General features: G+C 70.1%; 25 protein-coding genes and 3 pseudogenes. 21 read left to right on the top strand and 7 right to left on the bottom strand.

Translation table 11 applies throughout. The features are described 5' to 3' along the window. Positions 1–83: 83 nt before the first annotated feature. The 8 genes from AMK22_RS05125 (at position 84) to AMK22_RS05095 (ending at position 4,580) form a co-directional block, all read left to right on the top strand. Positions 84–1,316: a helix-turn-helix domain-containing protein gene (locus AMK22_RS05125; RefSeq protein WP_073782046.1), complete on the top strand. Its 1,233-nt coding sequence runs from the start codon at positions 84–86 to the stop codon at positions 1,314–1,316. 99 nt (positions 1,317–1,415) lie between these two features. Continuing rightward, positions 1,416–1,625 (top strand): hypothetical protein, encoded by a 210-nt coding sequence (locus tag AMK22_RS05120; RefSeq protein ID WP_073782045.1) that lies wholly within the window; start codon positions 1,416–1,418, stop codon positions 1,623–1,625. Further along, entirely contained in the window at positions 1,625–1,783 is a 159-nt protein-coding gene (locus tag AMK22_RS39400) for a hypothetical protein (protein WP_158072023.1), read from the top strand. The genes AMK22_RS05120 and AMK22_RS39400 overlap by 1 nt, the downstream gene beginning before the upstream one ends. Beyond that, positions 1,780–1,965, top strand: a complete 186-nt coding sequence (locus AMK22_RS05115; protein ID WP_073782044.1) for a hypothetical protein — start codon at positions 1,780–1,782, stop codon at positions 1,963–1,965. The genes AMK22_RS39400 and AMK22_RS05115 overlap by 4 nt, the downstream gene beginning before the upstream one ends. Then, on the top strand, positions 1,962–2,171 hold the full coding sequence (locus AMK22_RS05110) for a hypothetical protein (RefSeq protein ID WP_073782043.1): 210 nt from the start codon (positions 1,962–1,964) through the stop codon (positions 2,169–2,171). Before AMK22_RS05115 ends, AMK22_RS05110 begins: the two co-directional genes overlap by 4 nt. A gap of 151 nt (positions 2,172–2,322) precedes the next feature. After that, positions 2,323–2,787 (top strand): NUDIX domain-containing protein, encoded by a 465-nt coding sequence (locus AMK22_RS05105; RefSeq protein ID WP_073782042.1) that lies wholly within the window; start codon positions 2,323–2,325, stop codon positions 2,785–2,787. Continuing rightward, positions 2,784–3,758: a hydroxymethylbilane synthase gene (hemC, locus tag AMK22_RS05100; RefSeq protein WP_073782041.1), complete on the top strand. Its 975-nt coding sequence runs from the start codon at positions 2,784–2,786 to the stop codon at positions 3,756–3,758. Before AMK22_RS05105 ends, hemC begins: the two co-directional genes overlap by 4 nt. A gap of 153 nt (positions 3,759–3,911) precedes the next feature. Next, entirely contained in the window at positions 3,912–4,580 is a 669-nt protein-coding gene (locus tag AMK22_RS05095; protein ID WP_073782040.1) for an HAD-IA family hydrolase, read from the top strand. Positions 4,581–4,893: 313 nt separating this feature from the next. Here the strand turns inward: AMK22_RS05095 and AMK22_RS05090 are convergent. Further along, positions 4,894–5,244, bottom strand: a pseudogene (locus AMK22_RS05090) (ABC transporter permease); the annotation flags it as partial. A 275-nt stretch (positions 5,245–5,519) separates the two neighbouring features. Between AMK22_RS05090 and AMK22_RS05085 the strand changes: the two are divergent. The 3 genes from AMK22_RS05085 (at position 5,520) to AMK22_RS05075 (ending at position 8,686) form a co-directional block, all read left to right on the top strand. Further along, positions 5,520–6,164, top strand: coding sequence for an HNH endonuclease family protein (locus AMK22_RS05085; protein ID WP_073782039.1), 645 nt, complete (start codon positions 5,520–5,522; stop codon positions 6,162–6,164). A 1,115-nt stretch (positions 6,165–7,279) separates the two neighbouring features. After that, positions 7,280–7,723 (top strand): DoxX family protein, encoded by a 444-nt coding sequence (locus AMK22_RS05080; RefSeq protein ID WP_073782038.1) that lies wholly within the window; start codon positions 7,280–7,282, stop codon positions 7,721–7,723. Between the two features lie 297 nt (positions 7,724–8,020). Continuing rightward, positions 8,021–8,686, top strand: a complete 666-nt coding sequence (locus AMK22_RS05075; RefSeq protein WP_073782037.1) for a DedA family protein — start codon at positions 8,021–8,023, stop codon at positions 8,684–8,686. Here AMK22_RS05075 and AMK22_RS05070 read toward each other — a convergent pair. Continuing rightward, complete coding sequence (locus tag AMK22_RS05070; protein WP_073782036.1) at positions 8,673–8,897, bottom strand: DUF2277 domain-containing protein; 225 nt, start codon at positions 8,895–8,897, stop codon at positions 8,673–8,675. The genes AMK22_RS05075 and AMK22_RS05070 overlap by 14 nt on opposite strands. 171 nt (positions 8,898–9,068) lie before the next feature. Then, positions 9,069–9,503 carry a DUF7144 family membrane protein gene (locus tag AMK22_RS05065; protein WP_073782035.1) on the bottom strand — a complete coding sequence of 145 codons (435 nt, stop codon included), beginning with the start codon at positions 9,501–9,503 and terminating at the stop codon, positions 9,069–9,071. 314 nt (positions 9,504–9,817) lie between these two features. On the opposite strand from AMK22_RS05065, the gene AMK22_RS05060 reads away from it, so the two are divergent. Both AMK22_RS05060 and AMK22_RS05055 read left to right on the top strand, forming a co-directional pair. After that, positions 9,818–11,326: a histidine kinase gene (locus AMK22_RS05060; RefSeq protein ID WP_107430476.1), complete on the top strand. Its 1,509-nt coding sequence runs from the start codon at positions 9,818–9,820 to the stop codon at positions 11,324–11,326. A gap of 160 nt (positions 11,327–11,486) precedes the next feature. After that, a complete protein-coding gene (locus AMK22_RS05055) occupies positions 11,487–12,182 on the top strand; it encodes a response regulator (protein ID WP_073782034.1) in 696 nt (231 codons plus the stop codon). Here AMK22_RS05055 and AMK22_RS05050 read toward each other — a convergent pair. Next, a pseudogene (locus AMK22_RS05050) lies at positions 12,162–12,905 on the bottom strand (phosphatase PAP2 family protein); the annotation flags it as partial. The gene AMK22_RS05055 and the pseudogene AMK22_RS05050 overlap by 21 nt on opposite strands. Before the next feature lie 220 nt (positions 12,906–13,125). On the opposite strand from AMK22_RS05050, the gene AMK22_RS05045 reads away from it, so the two are divergent. The 3 genes from AMK22_RS05045 (at position 13,126) to AMK22_RS05030 (ending at position 16,787) form a co-directional block, all read left to right on the top strand. After that, positions 13,126–14,334: a serine hydrolase domain-containing protein gene (locus AMK22_RS05045; RefSeq protein ID WP_079185930.1), complete on the top strand. Its 1,209-nt coding sequence runs from the start codon at positions 13,126–13,128 to the stop codon at positions 14,332–14,334. A 283-nt stretch (positions 14,335–14,617) separates the two neighbouring features. After that, a complete protein-coding gene (locus tag AMK22_RS05040; protein WP_073782031.1) occupies positions 14,618–15,352 on the top strand; it encodes a TetR/AcrR family transcriptional regulator in 735 nt (244 codons plus the stop codon). Positions 15,353–15,863: 511 nt separating this feature from the next. Further along, entirely contained in the window at positions 15,864–16,787 is a 924-nt protein-coding gene (locus tag AMK22_RS05030) for an N-acetylmuramoyl-L-alanine amidase (RefSeq protein WP_079185929.1), read from the top strand. Between the two features lie 963 nt (positions 16,788–17,750). Here the strand turns inward: AMK22_RS05030 and AMK22_RS40575 are convergent. Further along, a complete protein-coding gene (locus AMK22_RS40575; RefSeq protein WP_242433843.1) occupies positions 17,751–17,891 on the bottom strand; it encodes a zinc finger domain-containing protein in 141 nt (46 codons plus the stop codon). A gap of 531 nt (positions 17,892–18,422) precedes the next feature. Here AMK22_RS40575 and AMK22_RS05015 point away from each other — a divergent pair. From AMK22_RS05015 to AMK22_RS05005, 4 genes and pseudogenes are all read left to right on the top strand, one after another. Then, positions 18,423–18,719: a GYD domain-containing protein gene (locus AMK22_RS05015; RefSeq protein WP_073782028.1), complete on the top strand. Its 297-nt coding sequence runs from the start codon at positions 18,423–18,425 to the stop codon at positions 18,717–18,719. 2 nt (positions 18,720–18,721) lie between these two features. Continuing rightward, positions 18,722–18,805 (top strand): annotated as a pseudogene (locus tag AMK22_RS42230) (tyrosine-type recombinase/integrase); the annotation flags it as partial. Positions 18,806–19,079: 274 nt separating this feature from the next. Then, positions 19,080–19,601 (top strand): GntR family transcriptional regulator, encoded by a 522-nt coding sequence (locus AMK22_RS05010; RefSeq protein WP_338014133.1) that lies wholly within the window; start codon positions 19,080–19,082, stop codon positions 19,599–19,601. A gap of 1 nt (position 19,602) precedes the next feature. Next, positions 19,603–20,175 (top strand): HD domain-containing protein, encoded by a 573-nt coding sequence (locus tag AMK22_RS05005; RefSeq protein ID WP_073782026.1) that lies wholly within the window; start codon positions 19,603–19,605, stop codon positions 20,173–20,175. On the opposite strand, the gene AMK22_RS05000 is transcribed toward AMK22_RS05005, so the two are convergent. Next, complete coding sequence (locus AMK22_RS05000) at positions 20,163–20,636, bottom strand: NUDIX domain-containing protein (RefSeq protein WP_073782025.1); 474 nt, start codon at positions 20,634–20,636, stop codon at positions 20,163–20,165. The genes AMK22_RS05005 and AMK22_RS05000 overlap by 13 nt on opposite strands. A gap of 2 nt (positions 20,637–20,638) precedes the next feature. Further along, entirely contained in the window at positions 20,639–21,397 is a 759-nt protein-coding gene (locus tag AMK22_RS04995; protein ID WP_073782739.1) for a helix-turn-helix domain-containing protein, read from the bottom strand. A gap of 938 nt (positions 21,398–22,335) precedes the next feature. Here AMK22_RS04995 and AMK22_RS04990 point away from each other — a divergent pair. Then, the coding region (locus tag AMK22_RS04990; RefSeq protein WP_073782024.1) for a transcriptional regulator at positions 22,336–22,701 on the top strand (366 nt) is incomplete at its 3' end.

Genomic DNA, 22,701 nt, shown 5'->3' with positions numbered 1-22,701 from the left:
GGACGTCCCGCTTCAGCTCGGCCTCCCCTTGATGTGCCGCCCGCCCGTACGCTGACGGGACCGACAGCAGACGGAGGGGCACTATGAACCACCCCGCATCAGATCTGAGTACTGGCGAGCGGATTCGAGTCCTGCGCGAGTCGCGAGGAATGACCCGGCCTGTCCTGGCGGAGCTGTGCGGCCGGGGCCCCGACTGGCTGAAGAAGATCGAGACCGGCGAACGGGAACTCCGGAGCCACACCCTGCTGCTCAAGTTGGCTGCCGCGCTTCAGGTGTCTGACCTGTCCGTCATCACTGGCACCGATACTGGCCCTGCGCAGCCGGTACCGCTCGGCCGTCTCTCGCACCCGGTCATGCCGGACATCTGGGCCGCAGTCATGACGCGGAGCCTCGCGACTCCATCCCCCGGGCCCGTCTCTCCAGCTGTGCTTCAGGGCCGGTCGGATCAGACGTGGCGGCTGTGGCACACCTCCGCCCGGAACCGAACCGAAGTCGGAGCGCTGCTTCCGGCGCTGATCCGCGACGGAGAGGCCGCCGCGCGCACACTCGACGGCGACGAGCGCAGAGCCGCCCTGGTCGCGCTGTCCGACATCTACCGCCTGACCGGGCAGGCGACCGCGTACATCGCCCCGGCCGAGCTGGCGTGGGTAGTCGCCGACCGCGCGCTGTCGGCTGCGCAGGATGCCGATCAGCCCGCAGCCGTCGCGGCGAGCGCCTGGAACATGGGCAACATCCTCCGGGAAACCAGCTACCCGGAGGAAGCGTTGCGCGTCGTCGACGAGGCCGCCGACCTGATCCGCCCCCACCTCGACGGCGCACCGGACGACTGGCGCGGCATCTACGGAGCGCTTCAGCTTCACGCCGCGGTGACGGCCGCGCGCGAGGGGCGGGAGGGCGACGCCTGGCGATACTGGGAGAAGGGCGACCAGGTCGCGAAGTCGCTGCCCACCTCGTACGTGCACCCGAGCACGGTCTTCGGTCGGGCGAACGTGGACTTCCACGCCGTCAGCGTCGACGTCGACCTGCGGAAGGCCGGGCGCGCGCTCGGCGCCGCCGACGACATCGACCCGGACGTCATGCCGTCCCGCGAGCGCCGCGCCCGTCTCTGGGTAGAAGTTGCCCGCGGCCATCTTCAGCGCGGGGATCGAACTGCGGCGCTGCACGTCATGAAAATCGCGCACGAGATCGGAGCCGAGACTGTGGCGTTCACCCCCTCCGCCCGCACGGTCGCATCGGACTTGTGGCGTACGGCCCCGCGGGCCCTTCGAGGAGAGGCCAGCCGCCTGGCTTCCGCCGTCGGCATTGCGACTGGGTAGGGGGACAGCCTGGAACGGGGGGACAGTCTGTCCCCCTACCTGCTCCGCGGGCCCTCTACCGTGATCGCCCACCAACCGGTCGACGTAGGAGGCCCCTGCATGTCCGTCACGTCCTGGCACGCCTCGCCACAGCGCGCCGCGATGCCGCACAGCGATCCGAGTACGGGCGAAGTGCGCGTTCCGGTGGCGCTGTACGACCTGGACGAGTTGCAGGCCGAAGTGCCGCTCGTCCTGTCTCGGTCGGAGGCCGAAGCTCTCCGCGACACCCTGACCTCGCTCCTCAGCGGCCCCGCTCTCGTGGTGGCCTGATGTCGGCAATGACACTCAAGGTGTACGAGGTCGACCGGCACGGGCGGACGACGCGCGTCGTCCGCCCGAAGGCCGAGGTATCCCCGGTCGAGGAACTGCCTACGAAGCATGAATTCCCGGCCTGCCAGTGCGACCGGTGCAAGGGTGGGCAGCAGTGACCGCGCAGTCGAGTCCGCCCGCGCCGCCCGGCCCTGGCTGGTGCCACTGGCACAAGGGCCCGTCCGGCACCGCGGTCCTGGTCGACATCATCGAACAGGGCTCTGGCCCGGGTCGGCAGTTGTACGCGTGCAACCCGTGCCGGGAGCAACGCGGTCTCCGCCCGTACGACGAGCAGCCGTGACCGCGCCGACCAGGCGCCCGCTGCCCAACCCGCGAACGCTGACGTGGGACCAGGCCAACGGCCGCGCCTGCATCTGGTGCAAGACGCCCCTCACCACCGGCACGGTCCGCGTCGGCGTCATCCCCGACCAGCTCGGCGCCCACGTCCTCGACGTCGAGGTGTGGACCGGACCGTGTTGCGCCGACCTGGTGACGCAGGCCCCGTAGAGATCCAAGACTCCCGCTCCGAGCCCGGTGGGGACCCCAGGCCGGAGCGGGCCTGACCCGCCCCTCCCGCGCTGGTGCCACCGCACGGGAGGGGCGGGAGCATGCGGAATTCACCCTCTCGTTCAGCCTTGGCCCGCAAAGGAATGCGCCAATGTCGCCACCGGCCCCCGGTCATCCCCTGACCGCCTCTGTGCTGATCACCAATCCGGGTGACAACCTGCTGATCGTCCACCCGGTCAAGGGCGGACCGTGGCAGTTGCCCGGCGGCATCGTCGAGCAGAACGAATCACCCCTCGATGCTGCCCGCCGGGAAGGACGCGAAGAACTCGGCCTCGACCTCGACATACGGGAACACGACCTGTTCGCCGTCGAATGGCTGCAAGCCACGCGCCCCGGCCGCCGCGACCGGCTGGCGTTCCTGTTCGCCGGTCCCGTGCTCCACCAGGCCGACGCCGACCACATCACCTTGCAGCGCGACGAACTCGACGCGTGGCGCTGGGCCACCCGCACCGATGCGGAATCGCTGCTGCACCCCGCAATAGCCGCGCGCATCGTGGGGTCACTCCAGACCCCCGGTAGCGCGGTCTACCGTGAATCCAAAGAAGGGACGTTATGACCACGACCGACTTTCCCGCCCGAAAGCTGCGCATCGGTACCCGCAGTTCGCCGCTGGCCCTAGCCCAGGTCGACCACGTGTCGGCACTGCTTCGCAAGATCGAACCCAACCTCGATATCGACGTCGTTCCGGTCACCACCGAGGCGGACAAATGGCAGGGCGACTTGGCCCAGCTGGGCGGGAAGGGCTTATTCGTCCGCGAGATCGACCAGATGTTGCAGCGCGGACAGGTCGACATGGCCGTGCACTGCATGAAGGACGTTCCCGGCGACGTGCCCATGCCGCGCGGTCTGGTCTTCGCCGCGTACCTCCCGCGCGACGACGTTCGCGACGTCCTGGTCGTCCCCGAGGGGTCTGATGTGCAGACGCTCGCCGATCTGCCGCCCGGCGCTTCTGTGGCGACCTCGGCGGTACGCCGCAAGGCACAGATCCTCCGGACGCGACCCGATCTGAACGTGATCAGGGTCCGCGGCCTGGTCGGCACACGTATCGACAAGCTCGACGGCCGCAAGCCGATGGATCACAAGCTGGACGCGATGGTTCTCGCGTGGGCGGGACTCGAACGGCTCGACCTCAGCCACCGGACCCGGCAGGTGTTCGAGGCCGCCGAGATGCTGCCGGCTGTCGGCGCGGGTGCGCTCGGCCTCGAATGCCGGGAGAGTGATGACGCGGTCGCCTACCTGCTCCAGCAGCTCAACCACGAAAAGACCATGACGGAGATCACCGCCGAGCGGGTCATGCTGCACGGCCTGCGGGGGCACTGCAATTCGCCGATCGCCGGGCACTGCATCACGGAGCCCGATGGGCAACTGAGTCTCCGCGGCATGGTGTTCTCCCGCGACGGGAGCAAGTTCGTACATGCGCACTTCTGGGGCGAGTCCATGAACGACCCGGCGGTGCTCGGCTCCCGCGTGTGCGCCGAGCTGCTGCGCCAGGGCGCCCGCGACATCATCGAGGGCATCCCACACTGACACCCACTCCTCGACGAACGGGAGCGGCACCGAGACCTGCCCCTGGAGGCGGGCAGCCTGCACAGTGAGACTCAGGGCCCCGCAGGTTGCGCCTGCGGGGCCCTGCCTTTGTATCATGTCGAAACAAATAAGCCGCGCGTAGAGGATGGCCCCATGCCCAGGTCAGAGACCATAGGTGTTTTTAAGGCGTTGCTCCTGGACATGGACGGCACCCTCGTGAACTCCGACGCCGTCGTGGAACGCTGCTGGCGGCGCTGGGCATCACGCGAAGGTCTCGACCCGGAGGCCGTACTGAAGGTGGTTCACGGACGGCAGGGCCACGCCACCATGGCGGTGCTTCTCCCGGACCGCCCGATGGAACAGAACCACGCGGACAACCGGGCGATGCTCGCCGAGGAGACCGCCGACACCGACGGCGTCATCCCGGTCGCCGGAGCGCCCGCCTTCATGGACGCGATCGCCGCGCTTCCGCATGCCCTGGTCACCTCGGCCGACGAGGCACTGGCCCGTACGAGGATGGCGGCCTCCGGCCTGCGGATGCCGACGGTCCGTGTCACCGCCGAGCGCGTCGGAGCCAGCAAGCCGAACCCCGAGGGCTTCCTCAAGGGCGCGGCCGAACTGGGCTTCGCCCCGGCGGACTGCATCGTCTTCGAGGACTCCGAGGCGGGCATCGCGGCCGGCCGGGCAGCGGGTATGCGCATCGTGGGCATCGGCCCGCGGGCGGCGGCGCTCTCGCCCGACGCGCACGTCGAGGACCTGACGCGGCTGCGGGTGGAAGCGTCGGCCGACGGCTCGATCCGACTGCACATCGACGCGAACTGACTGCCTCGCGCCCGTAGGCCGTGTCTTCGAAGTGCCGCCTGCCACGCGACGGCACTTCGAAGACACGCGCCGCGCGCTCCCACCGCACAACGCCCCGCTCCCGCGTGCACGCGGGAGTGCGTACGCCTGTGGGCGCATATGCGCACGCGCCCGCCACCGGCCGCCACCCGTACCCACCGCCCGCAGCCCGGCCACGCCCACGGTCACGGCCGCAGGGGGGCCGCCCGCTGCCCCACTACTCGCTACCCGCTACCCGCTGCCCGCCGTCCGCCGTCCGCCGTTCACTGTTCGCTGTTCGCTGTCCGCACGGCCCTCAGTCCTGGTGCAGCCGGCCGCGCGCGACCAATTCGAGTACGACCGTGACGGCGACCGACTGCACCGCCATCAGCGCCACCAGCACGAGGAGTTGCACGGCACCCGCCTGAACCGGTGAGGCACCGCCCAGCAGCATGCCCACGAACGCGCCCGGGAGCGTGACGAGCCCGACGGTCCGCGTCTGGTCCAGCCCTGGGAGCAACGCGTCCGCCGCCGCGGGCCGGGCGATCTCCAGCCTCGCCTCACGATCGGAGAGCCCGAGCGCCATGCCCGCCTCCACCTCCCCGCGCCGGGCCGTCAACTCGTCCAGCGCCCGCCGCCCGCCGAGCACGGTCGCGGTCAGCACGCCGCAACCCTAACGGCCGGGCCCGACGCCCCCGGGGCCGCCCGGACCATCAACCCTTCTCCTTCCCGGTCGACTTGTCGTGGCGTCAGCACACGATCCCGCGCAGACACGTGCGCACGCCCCCCGCGCTCCAGTCCCGTTCATCAGACCCCTTGATGTGACGTGCCCATGTCGCCACTCTGTTACCTGGCGCCCACCCCACGGAAACCTGGCGCCGCCACGATGACCGGGTCCGACCGGTCGCATGTCCAACGTCCCCCCACATCAAGGGAGTTCGCATGTCAGGTGTCTACGCGCGTCGCCTCGCCGTCGCCGCAGCATCCGCAGCCCTCGCCGCAACGACCGGGCTGCTCAACGCCCCTGCCGCCCAGGCGGCCATGCCCACCCCGGTCTCCGCATCGACCGCACGTACGTATCTGAGTCAGCTCACCGTCGCGGCCGAAGGGTCGTCGGACGGCTACAGCCGGTCCAAGTTCCCGCACTGGATCACACAGTCCGGCACCTGCAACACCCGCGAGGTCGTACTGAAGCGCGACGGCACGAACGTGCAGCAGGACTCCAGCTGTGCGGCGGTCAGCGGCACCTGGTACTCGGAGTACGACGGCGCCACCTGGACCGCCGCCTCCGATCTGGACATCGACCACATGGTGCCGCTCGCCGAAGCGTGGCGGTCGGGTGCCAGCAGCTGGACAACGGCTCAACGACAGGCATTCGCCAACGACTTGACGCGACCTCAGCTCATCGCGGTCACGGACAACGTCAACCAGGCCAAGGGCGACAAGGACCCGGCCAACTGGCTTCCCCCGAGCACCTCGTACCGCTGCACCTACGCACGCGCCTGGGTGCACGTGAAGCACTACTACGACCTGAGCGTCGACTCGGCCGAGAAGAGCGCACTGCAGGGCATCCTGAACGGCTGCTGAGCACCTCCGGCCCGCCGACCCCGACGGGCACCGGACCGGACACGACCGCCGACCGCGACACAGAACGAACGAACTGCCCCGCCCGAGCGCAAAGCCGGGCGGGGCTTCCGCGTCACCCCCTCGCCCCGGACCGGCCACGCGCCCCGGCCCCGCCCCGTGAATCGATCACGCGTGAATCGACCACGCCCACGCCGGGCCGGCTCTCGGGCCCTCCCTGTACGGACGCACCGAGAAGGTGCCGACACTCCGAGGGACACGGGCGGCGCCGAGGCACCCGAAGACACCGGCGTGTTTTCGGTCGACTACGACGACCGCCGGTGATCAGCGGAGCCACCGCGCAGACAGGGCCCGGCGCCGTCCGGCGCGGGTCGGCGACGAAGCGCGCCGGACGAGCGCGAAGCCCCCCACGGAACGCGGTTCGCACACCCGTTCAACGACTCGGCTCCACGCGCCCCCGAGCGAAGCGCGCGGCGCGACACCGCGCCACCGACGATCGCGGCGACCATCGGCAGGCGTGACGGGCGCCGGATATCGGGCGGCGAACCCCGGCCACCGGACGACCGGGCCGGATGCCGAGCGCCCGGCATCGGCCCACCGGCAAGGCCCCCACGCCCCCACAGAGGCACCCCGTGCCACCCCGCGACACCTCTGAGCACGCATCCCTTCACCGGCCGCCCCGCCGCACACGCCTGACCCCCACTCCCCCGACGCCGACCCCACCCCCGAGAGCGCCGACCCGGGAGCTTCCGGCCGAGGACCGGCTCCCGCTTCGACCGGATCCGGACACGACGGCGCCCTGGCCGGACGTCGCCGAGTCGCCGCCACGGCGTAAATCCCCCATACCGACCAGCACGGATCCGGCACGCCACGCCCCGGGGGACCGACTTACGTCACATACCGCACATGGCCGGAAAGCTGCGCCGTCATTGGTTCAGGCCAAGCGGTCGACCGGAAGCGGCGCAGATGGAAGCGGCATCCGGTCGAAGTCCGACCGGACGGCGTGGATCGAGTTTCGGCCAGTCGACATAATGTTGAACTTGCAAGCATTGGTGAGGTCTCCCTAATCTGGATCGCCCGATCGGTTCACGTCCCCACCCCGACCGAAGGAGCCCCCCATGCACACACGCCTGAATCAGGCCCATCCGTACGCCCTCGGCCTGTTCCGGATCGTCGTCGGCCTCCTCTTCGCCTGTCACGGCGCGGCCGCGCTCTTCGGCCTCTTCGGCGACAGCTCCGTAGCCGCCGGCACCTGGCCCAAGTGGTACGCGGCGGCCATCCAGCTGGTCGGCGGCGGCCTGGTGGCCCTCGGCCTGGGCACCAGGATCGCCGCCCTGGTCTCCTCCGGATCCATGGCGTACGCGTACTTCACGGTCCACCAGGCCGACGGCCTGTTCCCGATACAGAACGGCGGCGAGGCCGCGGCCATCTTCTGCTGGGTCTTCCTGCTGCTGGTCTTCAGCGGCCCCGGGGCACTGTCCCTGGACCGGCTGTTCCGCCGCGACGACACGGAGCGCGGCGAGGGCCGCGCACGCGAGCAGGTCCCGGCGGTAAGCGCCTGAGAATCCGGAAGGGTTCCGTGGGCCGCTGCTCACAGACCGACCACGAGCAGCGGCCCACGGGTCCCACAGGCGCCCACGGGCCCGCTCGCCCGGCTTTCGTTCACCGTTCGCCGCGCGCACCGCTCACGTACGCCTGGAACCCGTTCCTCCTGTTTTCCATGCGTACGTGAGCTTCCCAACATCGTCCATATTTATGGATCATCGGATGGGCGTCGGGCGTACGCTGTACAGCTGGCCGTGCCGCTCCTGCCGCTCCCCTGCGACGTCGCGGCGTTGTTCCGGATCGGGGAGTAGTACTTGCTTGAGAGTGTGGCTGCGTTGACCGGCAGCCCCTGGATATACGCGGTGGTCGCCGTCTCAGTGCTGCTGGACGTCTTCCTGCCCGTGCTGCCCAGTGGGGTCCTGGTCATCACCGCCGCCACCGCGGCCGCCGCGGGCTCGACGACCGTGGCCTCCGCCGCCACCGCGGCGCGGGCGGCGGAGCAGGTGCCCGAGGTCCCGTCACTCCTCGCACTGATCCTCTGCGCGACCGCCGCCTCGGTCCTCGGCGACCTCGTCGCCTACCGGCTGGCCTGGCGCGGCGGCGAACGTCTGGACCGGGCCATCGCCCGCTCCCGCCGCCTCACCTCTGCCCAGGAACGCCTGGGCGGCGCCCTCGCCCGGGGCGGCGGCATCCTCGTCATCGTCGCGCGCTTCGCACCGGCCGGCCGGTCGGTCGTCTCGCTGGGCGCGGGCGCCGCGCACCGCAAGGTGAAGGAGTTCCTGCCCTGGTCCGCCCTGGCGGGAGCGGCCTGGGCCGGTTACAGCGTGGGGCTCGGCTACTTCGGTGGGCAGTGGCTCGGCGCGACCTGGGTGGGCACGGCCGTCTCGGTCCTCGCCCTGTTCGTGGCGGGCGCCCTGGCCGCGTACTTCATGCGCCGACCGGTCGCGGAGGCAGCCGCGGCGGCGACTACGGCGTCCTGACGGCGCCCCGTATCTCCAGGCCGTCCAGCAGCTCGGCGGTCGCCTCCGCGATCTCGTCGACGGCCCGGTCGAAGACCTCCCGGTTGTGCGCCGCCGGGGCGCGGAAGCCGGACACCTTGCGTACGAATTGCAGTGCGGCGGCTCGGATCTCCTCCTCGGTGGCCTCTTCGGGCAGGGCGGGCGGTCGTAGCGTCTTGATACTGCGGCACATGAATCCAGTGTGACCCGAGCCACTGACAATGGCCGGGACGCGTACGCCTCCCGGCTATCCGGCCGTCCCCGCCCGACGGTCCCCGCTCGCCCCACCCCGCTCGGGGGTCTCCGCTCGGGGGTCTCCGCTCGGGGGTCTCCGCTCGGGGGTCTCCGCTCGGGCGGGGTGCGGTCAGGCGAGCACCTTCGACCGGTCCGTGCACAGGGCCCAGATGACGAATGTGTCGATGGCGATGGAGATGATCGCCCAGAGCGGCTGGTACGGAAGCCACGCGAAGTTGACGATCAGGCTGACGGCGGCGAGCGCCACACCCGCGGCGCGCGCCCACATCGCCCCTCTGAGAATGCCCCAGCCGATGATCGCGAGCACGATGCCGAGGACGAGGTGGATCCAGCCCCACGCGGTCACGTCGAACCTGAACGTGTACTTGTTGATGCGCGTGTACACCTGGTCGGAGGCGATGCCCGTGATGCCTTTGATCACTCCGAAGACACCGTCGACGAGGAGCAGGACACCGGCGAACATGGTCCCGCCGGTCGCCCAGGGGCTGGTTTCCCCGTGATCCACGCTAGGGGCCGGGCCGGACGCGGACGCTGAGTGTGCCATGAGAACTCCTTGGCCGGAGCGGGACGGGCGGACCGCACACGAAATGAGCGGACCGCACACGATGAGCAGGCCGGACGGGCCGTACGGGCCCGCGGAACAGAATCGACCTTGCGCCGCGCGTTCCGCCGCGACCACCCGTGCGCGCCCGTGCGGGTGACGGTTCCCGGAGCGCCGGGGACGGCAGGCGGCTCACGAGGGCGGGGCGGGGCGAAGCTCGGCTCGCGGTGGCCGGGGCCGTGCGCGTGACAAGGGTGACTTTCGGCAGTGCCGGGGCACCCGCCCGGCTGCGTACCGTCGTGCGGGTGAAGAAAGTGATGACCGGTGACGCGGGCCGGCGGGATGCCGGGGGCCACGCCCCGGGCAGGGAAACCCCGCCCGCCGTTGTCCCGCGGTCCCGACGTGCCCCTGCCCCATGGACCCCGCCCTCCCTCGCCCTGGGCGGTCTGCTGACCGTCACCGCGGCGGTCTGCGTCGGACTGAGCGCCGTCAGCATGTGGTGGGCCCTGCCCGCCGCCGTGGCGGCCTTCTTCGCCGGTCGGGAACCGGGGAGGACCGGACCCACGCTCCTCGTGCTCGTCGCGGTCGTCGCGGGCGGGGTCGTCGCGGTGGCGCTGGTGCCGTCCTGGCTGCTCATGGCTGGGCGCTACGTCGCCGTGGTGTCGGTGGCGGCGATGCTGCCCTGGTTCGCCGGGCGGTTCTGGCGCCAGTACCAGGAGCTCGTCCGGGCGGGCTGGGAACGGGCCGACCGCCTGGAACGCGAACAGCGGCTCGTCGCCGAGCAGGCGCGGTCCCGGGAACGGGCCCGGATCGCCCAGGACATGCACGATGTCCTCGGCCACGACCTGAATCTCATCGCCCTGTCGGCGGGCGCGCTCAAGCTCGCGCCCGGTCTGGACGAGGCCCAGCGGGCGGCGGCCGGTGAGATCCGGGCACGGGCGGCGGCATCGGTGGAACGGCTCGGCGAGGTGATCGGCATCCTGCGGGAGGAGACGGACGACGAACCGCCTCCGGCATCCGGTACCGGCATCCCCCGCCTGGTCGACGACGCCGCGGCCGTCGGTCTCACGGTCGACCTGCGGATCGACGGCGACGCCGACGGCGCCGGGGTGCCGCCGGCCGCGGCCCGGGCCGCCCACCGCGTCGTCCAGGAGGCCCTGACCAACGCCGCCAAGCACGCACCGCTGGCCCCGGTGGGCGTACGGGTGACGTACACCGCCGAGGAGACCGTGGTCCGCGTACGGAACGGCCCCTCGCCCGCGCGGGGCGGCCCGGAGGCCGTGCCGGGCACCGGGCGGGGCCTGATCGGGCTGGACGAACGGGTACGCCTGGCGGGCGGCACCTTCGCGTACGGTCCCCGCGAGGACGGCTTCGAGGTCACCGCCCGGCTGCCGCACACCCCGTCCGCCCGCCGCCCCGCGACGGCGCCCTTCGAGTCGGCCCCGACGCTGCCCCAGGAGCACCGCCGCGCCCGCAGCCGGGTCCGGCGGGCGCTGGTGACCGCGATCGTGCTGCCGCTGGTGGCCTGGGCGATGCTGAGTGCCGCCCTCATGGCCTGGGACATCCGCTCGGCCCAGCAGTCCGTACTGGACCCGGGCGACTACGCCCGGCTGAAGGTGGGACAGGAACGGGACGCGGTGCGCCGCCTGCTGCCCGAGCGCGAGACCACCCAACGGCAGGCGGGATGGGAACCACCACGGGGGAGCGGCATCACGTGCGAGTACTACGCGATGACGGCGGACCGCTTCGACGACCGGTCCGGGGACGCGTACCGGCTCTGCTTCCGCGCCGGAAGGCTGATGTCGAAGGAGGCCCTGACACCATGAACCCGGCACACGCGCCGCACGCGGCGCACCCACCACGAGCAACCCGGCCCGTGCACCGCGCTCGCCCGCCACACCCGGCCCACCCACCCTGCGCAGCACATGCACCGCACACACCGCACGCACGACACACGCCCCACCCGGAAAGGACGGTGACCGGCCGATGATCCGGGTGCTGATCGCCGACGACGAAGCGATGATCCGCAAGGGCGTGCGCTCCGTGCTGTCCATCGATCCGGAGATCGACGTCGTGGCCGAGGCGGGCGACGGGCACGAGGCCGTGGAGCTGGTCCGCCGCCACCGCCCGGCCGTGGCCGTGCTCGACATCCGGATGCCGGGGACGAACGGCATCGAGGCGGCGGCCGAGATCCGGCGCACCGTACCGGAGACCGGAGTCGTGATGCTCACGACCTTCGGCGAGGACGACTACATCCTCCAGGCGCTCGGGGGCGGCGCCACCGGCTTCCTGATCAAGTCGGGCGAACCCGAGGAGCTCATCGCGGGCGTACGCGCGGTGGCCGAGGGCGCCGCCTATCTGTCACCGAAGGTCGCGGCGCGGGTCGTCGCTCATCTGTCGGAGACCGGCGCCGGCGCCCTGGCCGGACGCCGCAGCGCCGCCCGGGAACGGGTCCGCGCCCTCACCGCCCGGGAACGCGATGTGCTGGCCCTGCTCGGCAGCGGGCTGTCCAACGGGCAGATCGCCCGGCGCCTCCATGTGGTGGAAGGCACGGTCAAGGCGCATGTGAGCTCCATCCTGGCCCGGCTGGGGGTGGACAACCGCGCCGCCGCGGCGGTCGTCGCCCACGAGGCCGGAATCGTCGCGCCCGTTCCGCTTCCGGAACCGTCGCCCGAGCGCTGACGCCGCCGCCTGACCGAGCGGCAGGAACGCGAGCAGCACGGCCCCGACCGTCGCGGCCGCGAGGAGCGCGCCGGCCAGCACGTCGTGCGGGTAGTGCACACCCACCATGACCCGCAGCAGTGCCGCGGCCCCGGCCAGTGGCAGAACGACGGCCGCCAGGCGGGGCCGCAGGGCGGCCAGGCCGACCGCGAGACCGGTGGCGAGCGTGGCGTGGTTGCTCGGGAACGACCAGTCGCCGGGCGGCGGGCACTCGGCGACCGCCTCCGCCGCACCGTGCAGGACCCGGCAGGGCCTTGCCTCGTCCACCACCAGCTTCACGGCCTCGCTGACCGCGTAGGCCAGTACGGTGCCGACGCCGGTGAGCACCGTGCCGGCGGACAGCCGGGTCTCCCCGCGCCGCACCGCGCCCCACCACACCCACACCAGCAGCAACCCGAGCACCACCAGGGTGCCCTCGGTGGCCGCCTCCAGCAGCGGCCCTGCCCACGACGGACCGTCCGCCACCGCTCCGGTCACCGACCGGTACAGGGACGCCGAGGCGCCGCCCGTCACCTCCACCGGGCCGGCCGTGCCCCATCCGCCGGGCGCGAGCCATGCCACGCCGAGCGCCCCCACTCCCAGGACGGCGCAGGCGAGCAACGGCCGCGCCCCGCTCCCGGCGCCGTTCCGGGCCCTGCCTCGGGCCCCGCTCCGGGCCTCGTTTCCACTCAACGTCTGCTTCATGCGAGCGAACGTAGGTGCCGGGAGGAAAGTGAATCCTGGCCGAACGGAAGGTCACGGCCATGACTTTCGTCGGGGGCCGGGCGGGGCCGCGCGCCCGGACGCGGATTCCCATCCCCTTCCCGGCCCTCTCCCGATCCCCGCTTGCCGGGGCTCACCAAAGGTGTCACCATCGATGTCACCATTGGTTCAAAATTTGTCTGCGGATCACGAGGTGCGCGCGATGGCGAGTGGGATGCGGTGGGCAGCCGCGACGGCGGGGATCGCTACGGCGGGGGCCGGACTGGCGTGGGTGTGGCGGCACCAGGACGAACTGGCGATGCGGCGACCGGTGAACGAATGGACGTTCACGCACATGTCGCTCGTGCTGCCCACGGAGACGGTCGCGCGTTCCGGCCCGGTGTACGAACTGCCGAACCGTCCGCACCCGCTCGCGGACTTCCGCTACGACTTCGGCGGCACCCCCCGCACGCTGGCGGACCTGCACGAGCGGACCCGCACGACCGGCTTCGCGGTGCTGCACCGGGGCGACCTCGTGCACGAGGACTATCCGGGACGGTTCGCCGCGCCCGAACGACGCTTCCAACTGTTCTCGCTGTCGAAGTCGGTGACGTCGATGCTGATCGGCATCGCTCTGGAGGAGGGCGCGATCGGCTCGCTCGCGGACAAGGTCGTGACGCACTGCCCCGAACTGGCGGGCTCGGCGTTCGACGGGCCGACCGTCGAGGACCTGCTCCACATGACCAGCGGCGCGGGCGGGATCGAGGACTACGAGGACCCCGACGCCCCGGTCAACCGGCTGATGCGCGCGGTGACGGGGCGCGGCACCGTGCTGGAGGCGGTCCGCTCGGTGGAGACCGCCGCGGCACCGGGAACGTGGTTCAACTACTCCACGCTCGACACCCAGGTCCTGGGCTGGGTGCTGGAGGCGGCGACCGGCACGTCGCTGGCGCGGTATGCGACCGAACGGCTGTGGAGCAGGATCGGCGCGGAGCACGACGCCTTCTACGCGCTGTCGCGCAGCAGGCCGCGTACGGCCGTCGGCGGTGGAACGTTCAACGCGGCCGTGCGGGACCTGGCGCGCGTGGGACTGCTGATGGCGCGCGGCGGCCGGCTCGGTGACGTCCAGGTGGTGCCGGAGGCATGGGTCGAGCGCGGCCGTGGCGCCGGGCTGCCGCACCTGGAGGCGGGCGCGCTGGGCGACCACCCCGACCACTACGGGTACGCGAACCAGTGGTGGACCCTGGGCGGCCCGCACCGGGCGTTCACGGGCATCGGGATCCACGGCCAGTACCTGTGGGTGGACCCGGTGGCGGACGTGGTGGTGATCAAGACCAGCGCGTGGCCCACGGCGGACGACCCGGATCGGGACGCCGAGACCGTGGCGGCCGTGTCGGCGCTGGTGACGCATCTGGAGGCCACGTCGAACTGATCACGCCCCCGGCCGGAGGCCGCGGACCGGAAGGCATGCCCCGAGAGCTGTCCCGATGGTCCGTGACGGATCCGCGCGCGGCCTCGGACGTGGTGCATCGCAGGACGGAGGGGCGCCCGCATACACAACGCATGCGGGTGCTCCGACAACGCGGCTAGTGCTGCGACCGGAAAGGTTCACCGGCTCGCGACGCCCGGCAACCCTTCCCGGCCACAGCACTAGGTGCCGCAGCTGTCGATGTGCGCCCGCCGGGGGGTCATGGGACAGCCCTTAGGATGACGGCATGAAAGATCCTGGGACCACGGACGACCCGGAGCCCAGGTCCCGGCGCGGCAGACCGCCCAAGGCGGCCCTCTCCCAGGACCGGATCCTGGACGCCGCGGCGTCGGTGATCGAACGCGAGGGTCCGGACGCGCTGACCCTGCGCCGCCTGGGTGCGGACCTCGGTTCCAACCACACGGCGGTGCTGCGCCACTTCTCCAGCAAGGACGACATCCTCCTCGGGCTGGCCGAACGGCTGATCGCCGAGGCGATCGACGGCTTCGAGGCGAGCGAGGACTGGCGCGAGACCCTGGCCTCCCTCGCGCGGCGGATGCGGCGCGTGTGTCTGGCACATCCCCGTATCGCCGTTCTGGTCACCTCCCGGGTCTCGCGCCGCGGGGCCGAGTTCCGGGGCGCGGACACGGTCATCGGCGCGCTCGGGCGGGCCGGCTTCGACGACCGGGACGCCGCCCGCTACTACCGCGCTCTCGTCGACACGTCCCTGGCGATGGGCGCGTTCGAGGCGTCCTTCGCCGCGCTGGACCCCGAGGCCCGGGAGGGCGACCGGATGGCCTGGCGGCGCGAGTACCTCGTCGCCTCCCCCACCCGCTACCCGCATCTGGCGTCCGCCGCCCCCTACCTGGCCGAGGCCGACGAGGACGACCACTTCGAGACCACCCTGGCCCTGTTGCTGGACGCGGTCGAACTGCGCGCCCGACGCACGCGGGAGTCCGGCCCCGCCCCGGCGCGGGACTAAGAGCTGTCCCGTCATCCCTGGCGGGCGCGCGACGACAGTTGCGGCACCTCGCCGCGTTGTCGGAACGCCCACATACGTCCCGTATGCGGGCGCCCCTCCGTCTTGCGATGCACCACATCCGACGCCGCACGCTGATCCACCACGGATGACGGGACAGCCCTTAGGCGCCCCTTAGGCGTGTTTCGAAAGCCCCGTCCGGCCCGCGACGCTCTTCGGGCGGCCGACGCTACTTTCGAAACACGCCCTAACCGGAACCACGGGGACGAGTCCGGCCGTCACGGCAGGGGTATGCAACTCGTACGAGCCGCTCGTCCCGCCGGGAACGGACCATGTCCGTACGGATGTCGACGAACGGCACGAAGTACAGGGTGAGGGCGGCGGGTTGCACATGCTGCGGCCCGTGTTCCGGGCAAGTGCCGAGCGAAGGAGTGGAGTCGGTGAACAGAACGGCCGACGGATGCGCGGACCGGTTCCGGAATGCCGCGTACACCGCAGAGCGAAAGGAGATTCCGTGGCAAAGCCTCTGAGTGCGGCACAGGTCATATCCGCGCTGCGCGCCGAGGGCGTCCGTGTCGTCGAGGTCGGCAACTGGCGTACGCACAACCGAAATTCGAAGGGCGCGTGGGGCCCCGTCAACGGGTCGATCGTGCACCACACGGTCACCAAGGGCACCGCGTCCACCGTGGCCACGGTCCGTGACGGGTACTCATCCCTGCCCGGCCCGCTCTGCCACGGAATGATCGCGAAGGACGGCCGGGTCCACATGGTCGGCTGGGGCCGCGCGAACCACGCCGGGGGCGGCGACCCGAGGGTCCTGGACCAGGTGATCGCCGAGTCGTACGGCAGCCGTCCGACCCCGCCCACCAAGGGCAACGCGAACGGGACCGACGGCAACGCGCGGTTCTACGGCTGGGAGTGCGAGAACCTCGGCGACGGCAAGGACCCCTGGCCCAAGGCGCAGTACGACGCGATCGTCCGCGTCCAGGCCGCCCTGTGCCGCGCCCACCGCTGGTCGGCGAAGTCCGTCATCGGCCACCTGGAATGGAGCTCCGACAAGGTCGACCCCCGCGGCTTCACCATGGTCAAGCTCCGCGCCGACGTGGCCGAGCGCCTGAAGCACCCGGCGAACTGGAACCCGAACAAGGAGGACCCCATGGCGGGGATCACCAAGAAGGACATCTTCGACGCCGTGTGGAAGACCGACGCGATCGCCGGCCCGACCGACGCGGCGGACCACAAGACGAACCCGACATGGCAGGCACAGTCGATCCTCAAGGACATGCAGGCCCGCATCCGTTCCATGGACAAACGGCTGGCCGCCCAGACCGCCGCGATCGCGGCCCTCGCCGGACAGCTCGGCAAGGGCGCGGACACCACCACCGTCGTCGCCGCGGTCGAGAACGCGATCGAACGGGCCGTGACCGACGAGCCGTGACGGTCACGCCGACACGCACGTCCGCGCCCACGACGTCGCCCGGCCCCGTGGCCCGGGCGTACAGGTGAGGGGCGAAGCCCGCCAGGCGGTGTGGACTCCAGAGGCATCCATGTGGCCTCGATCATGAAATAGGTCCCCCCGGCCGCAATGGCAGATCCCAGGGATCGTCGCAACACTCTGTGTGTTGCGACGATCCTAGTGCCGTGACCGGCAAGGTTTGCCCGGAAGGAGCGTCGTCCGGTGCGTGCGATCGCAAGGCGGCCGAAAGCCCTCGTAGCGGGCTACGTGGGCTTTCGGCCAACGCCGCGAGCGTGCGTGCCGGACGGTGCGACGGGGCAAACGTTGCCGGTCACGGCACTAGTGAGTTGGCAGGAACCGCTTGCCCTGAGGGACGTAGGTCAAAGGTCGGGGTGTCCGGGGTATCGCCGAGATACGACTCAAAGGGGCAATGGGTTGAGCTTGGAGGCTTGGTGACCCCTCAGCCTCCCTGTTCATCCTCGGAGAGGATGCGGTAGACGGTGGCGACCGAGGGCCGCTTGCCCTGGTTCTTGCCCGAGGTGATGACCAGCTTGCGGGCGATCTCGGGGACGGGGAACCGTTGGCCCGCAGGGATCGGGCGTAGTCGGCCATGTCGTCGTCGACCGCCTTCGGGCGCCCGCCGTGACGGCCGCGCTCGCGGGCGGACGCCTGGCCCTCAAGGGATTTCTCCCGGATGTACTCACGCTCGGACTCGGCCATGCCGGCGAAGAACGCGAAGAGGGCGGCGCCGTGCCCGGACGGGTCGTAGACCCCTTGGAGGGGGCCGGTGAGGAGTTCGAGCTGGATGTCGTGGCGGCGCGCAGGTCCTCGGCGATGGCCAGGAGCTCGGCGGCGCCGCGTCCCAGGCGCTTCATCTCGTGCACCGTGAAGATCACCCGCTGGTGGGGGACGGCCTTCTTGATAGTGCGAGCGAAGTCCATCGCCTCACGCACGGCCGGGTCCGCGGTCAGCGGGGGTCTTCACCTCCAGCTTGGCGCGGAGCTGGAGGACGAGTATGAAGCGGGGGGTGTGGTACTTCGGGGCGACCTTGCCGCCGCGGGTGCGGCAGGTGCTTCCGGCTGGCACCTCACAGGTGGGGCAGTCGAACTGTTCGACGGCAACGGAAAGGGGCATCGCGCGGCCGAGCAGTCGCCGATCTGGAGTTCGTTCACCCGCGCCTGGGTCATGGCGGGAGTCGGGCGGTGCCGACCACTGCGTACGCGAAGTCGTGTGGTGCTCCGCAGACGGGTGACCACCGCGGGGACCAGGCCATGGGGTCAGGTAGTGGTGCCCGTAATGGTCGGCTTCTCGTCACGAGACGCGATAGGGGTGGCGTCGTCGTGGGCAGCGGAGGTAGAGGGACCGCTGAGCCGTTGGGCGCGGATGTTGTGAGTTCGATCCGCGATATCAGCAGCCCTGGATCGCTACGACTGTGCGACCACATTTACTCCGCAGAGAACCGCGGCGACCGCTGGTGTCCGCTGTCGTTGATGTCAGCCTGCCCCTCGATGTCTGTGGTCGCTCGTATTGCTCGTTCGGGTGCGTATCTCGTGCAGGTTCTAGCCCAGCTGTCCAGGCTTGGCCTCACGATGTGTCTCCTGGTGAGGGTGAAAGAACATGCCGACGTACGTCACCTTGCTGAGCTGGACTGATCAAGGGGTCCGAAACTACAAGGACACCGCAAAACGCTCCGAGGCCTTCGGGTCAGCGGTACAGAAGCTCGGGGCGAAGCTCCTGAGCATCTACTGGACCGCCGGTCCGTACGACCTCGTGGCCATCGTCGAGGCGCCCGACGACGAAACTGCCACGGCAGCACTCCTGCAGCTCGGCGGGGTGGGCAACGTCCGTTCCACGACTCTGCGGGCCTTCGGTCCAGAGGAGATGGAGCGCATCATCGCCAAGGCGGCTGGCTGACGACCCACATCGTCCAGGACACCCAGCGCGAGGCAGTGAGTCACCCGGACCGCATGCTGAAGCGGCAGCGTCCCGACCGTGGGTGACCGCCCCCGTTGATGTCAAAAGTAGATGTCAAAGGCCCCCAGCCATGATCGGCTGAGGGCCTTTGTGCTGGTGGGCGCGGACGGTTTCGAACCGCCGACATCTGCTTTGTAAGTTCGACCGAGCCGCCTTGGCGCCTGCACCGGGCGCCTGAGGCATCACGCTGACCTGATCGCTGGAGCGCGTGAACGACTGCACTTGTTCGTCCACGTTGCCGTCACCTACTGCCGTCGCGACGGCCTGTGGGCGCCCGGTCAGGCATGACCGATACCTGTGGTGAACACATGGCATGGGAGGCTTGATTCTGACGACGAACAGACGGAGAAGGGAGAGCGGGTGTCGCAGGAGGCCAGTCCCCGGGGAACCTTCCTAAAGATCGCCGAGGCGGTGAAGACGCAGATCGACGCCGACCCGGCGATGACGGAGCTGCCAACGCTCGCCGAGCTGATGGCAGCGCACAACGTGTCACGCGGGGTCGCTCTCAGAGCCCTCAAGGTACTCAAGGAGGAAGGGCGGGCCGAGCCAGTTCGAGGCAGCCGCTGGCGAGTCGTACGGGAGGGCGAGCAGCGCGACCGCCGGCCGCTGACCGAGCAGATCGCGGATGTCTTCCGCACGGACAAGTTGAGGGTGGGAGACGAATTCCCCAGCACGTCAGCGCTGGCCGACCGGTTCGGGGTCTCGCGACCGACAGTCGCGAAGGCCCTGGACAGGCTCGGGGTCGACGGGCTGCTTTCAGAGAGTCGACAGGGCAAGCAGCGGACTGTATTGGCCCTCCCGGGCCGAGAGGAGCATTCCTAGCGTGACCGTCACGACACTGACCGAATGGGCCTACCCCCTTGCCGAGTCCCTCCTTGCCGAGCCGCTGCCACGCAGGTGGGCCCACTCCCAGGGGGTGGCTGAGCGGGCGCAGATCATCGCCCCCATCCTTGGCGAGGACGCCGATCTGCTTGAGGCTGCAGCCGTACTGCACGACATCGGTTACTCGCCGACCGCGGCCAAGACCGGATTCCACCCGCTCGACGGTGCTCGGTATCTGCGCGAAGTCGCCCACGCCGACGAGCGGGTCGTGAGTTTGGTCGCGCACCACTCGTGTGCCTGGATGGAGGCGGAAGCACGCGGGCTCCGGGAGGAACTGGAGAGCGAGTTTCCCAGGGACCTCCCGCAGCTGGACGACGCCCTGTGCTTCTGCGACATGAACACCACCCCGGTCGGCACACCCACGAATCCGGTCGACCGCATCAACGAGATCGCCAGCCGCTACGGCGCGGACAGTCTGATCGGGACGTTCATCCGCCGCGCCGAGCCGGAGATTCTGGCGTGCACAGCACGCGTCCTCGAACGGGTTGCCGCCGCCAAGCGTCAGCCGATGTAGGGCGCGGTACGTGACCCGTCCATCGCGTGCTCGATGCGGAGCCGCATCGTGGGGTGGACGTCGAATTCGACCAGGTCCGCCGGGGCAACCCAGCGGACCTGTGTCGTCTCGTCGCTCGTTCGCACCTCACCGCCGATCGGCCGGGCCCGGAAGCAAACGGAGAACTGCTGTCGCACCTCTCCGTCGTCATATGCCATCACGTGTCCGGGGTCGGTGTAGATCCCGGACACGTCGATGACCTCAGCTTTGATCCCTGTCTCTTCCCAGACTTCACGGACGACTGTGTCGCTGATGGACTCACCCACGTCATGACCGCCGCCGGGCAGCGCCCATCGACCGTTGTCGGAGCGTTGGATCATCAGGACACGCCCCTGCTCGTCTTGGACGAACGCGACGACGGACGGCACCACGGAGTTGGCCGGCGGAGCGTCAGGGTCGTGAAGGTAGTCGATGCGTCCCATGGTCAGTCTCCCGTGATGTCGTGATCTGTGGCCTGTCGGGCGCCGCCCCAGGTCTGTTCGATGCTATTCGCGTACGTGTCGAAGAGGCCGCCGCCCGGCAGTCGGCGCAGGTGGAAGACCGGGGCCATGTAGGCGCCGATGCCGTACACGTGCGTATTCACCAACATCTCGTCGTCAGCGCGGAAGAGCGAGTTGTAGAGCGTCGCGTCATGCAGCCGGAACCCAATGTCGGGGTGACTATCGAACAGCGGCCGGTAGTTGACCAGCGCGTTTCGGATTTTCCCGTCCATGACGCGGTGACCTTCGTCGATGCCACGCTGCTGCACGGCCGCGCATGCGGGGTCCCCCAGCAGGATGCGGACCTGAGCATTGCCCTCGACTTTGGCCTTGATGATGGTGAGGAACACGGGGTCCTCCGACAGCCACAGGCCTGCGTACACGAGTACGTCCAGATGCTTCTCCGCCCTCGCGTACATCTCGCGCCATAGGGTCGCCGGAACCATGTGGCGGTGCGGGTAGACGGTCACTATCTCCGCCTTGCCGAGATCCGTGGCGGTCTCCACCGCGCGCGAATCGTCCCAGAGGGTCGTCACATCGACCTGGAGGAACGTGGCAGTGGCGTACTGGTGCCGGCGATACGGGACCTTCCCCTGTGTGATCCAGCGTTCCACCGTCTTCGGGTTGACCCGGATGGCATCGGCCAGGTCCTGAATCGAGGCGCCACGCGCCAACAGGGCTGAGCGCAAACGCTCGTTGGACATCTCCACCCCCGAGGGACGTCTTGGGAGCTCTTGACAGTAGCCAGGCGTCCCCGAGCTGTCCATGAGCGGGGTAAACAACGCCCCTGGCCTGGGGCGATTCTGATTGTGCGCCAGGAAGTCCCGGCGCGAACCCAAGAAGTTCCACCGCTCCGCTTGACGAAATCCGATGCAGTACCTGTAATAGAGGTATCGCATCGGCCGCAAGGCAGAGCGCCAGAAGGGGCCCTGTTTGGGCTGCTTCGAACTGCACGACCGCAGAGCGCCCGGCGGGTCTCGTGAGGACGAGAAAACCCCTCTCACCAGGGATTACCGCGCTTGTCGGGGAGCGACTGGCTTTTGTTGAGAACTGAACAGTGAACTCAGGCGAGGTGAGAACCCTCGCTCCCGCGACGGCCGGGTGATGTCGTCGGCAGTGGTGCGGCGCGTCGGCGCTGTACGCACGATCCTGCGGCCCTGGAGAACGCCCCCGGGCGCCACCCGCAGCGAACTGCCCTGCTGAGCGCCAGGCAGAGAGATGGCGCACCGATCACAGGCTCGGGTCTGGTCGGCCGTGGCAACGGCCGATCGGCGAAGCCTGGTTCTCCGTTCCTTCGACCTACGGAGTCCTGATGTTTCTACGAAGTCTGTGGGCACCGCTCGTGCTGGACCGGCACGGGCGGTGATGCCCTTTGCGTCTGCCTGATCTGCGGAGTGCACCGGGATAGCCGGTGATTCGCGGACTCAGGGTCACCCTCGCAGCCGATGGCTGCGCCGGTTGCCTCCTCCGCCCGTCCGGGTCCCTTCTTCGGGGCGCGTACGGGCGGGGTTGAGGGGAGCCGGAATGCCCGCTCCGTTCCTGCTTGGGGGCTATCTTGTCCGTTTCTGCACTTCAGGCGGCTGTCACCTTCGCTGCCGTATTCGTTGCTCTCTACGTCGCTCACGGTGTTGGCGATCACTGGGTGCAGACGCATCACCAGGCGTGTACCAAGGGCGGGCCCGGGTGGGCCGGCCGGTTCGCCTGCGTCCGGCACTGCCTCAGTCTGACGCTGACCAAGGGTGTGGCCCTGGCCGCGGTCGTGCTGCTCCTTGGTCTTCACGTGACTGCCGCTGGTCTGGTCATCGGTCTCGGCCTGGATGTCGTGACGCACTACTGGGCGGACCGCCGCAGCGGTCTCGCCCGTTTCGCGGGCTCGATTCGCAAGGGCGAGTACTTCGCCCTCGGCGGCCCGGCGCACCCGGACCACCCGGTCACTGCGGCCGGGAAGCCCGCACTGACGCTCGGGACCGGTGCCTTCCACCTCGATCTTCTCTGCACTAACGCGGTT

The sequence above is a fragment of the Streptomyces sp. CB01580 genome, from assembly GCF_001905795.1.
Lineage (GTDB): Bacteria > Actinomycetota > Actinomycetes > Streptomycetales > Streptomycetaceae > Streptomyces.
Note: the sequence above shows the minus strand (reverse complement) of the source record. Positions and strands in the feature narration are given on the sequence as shown.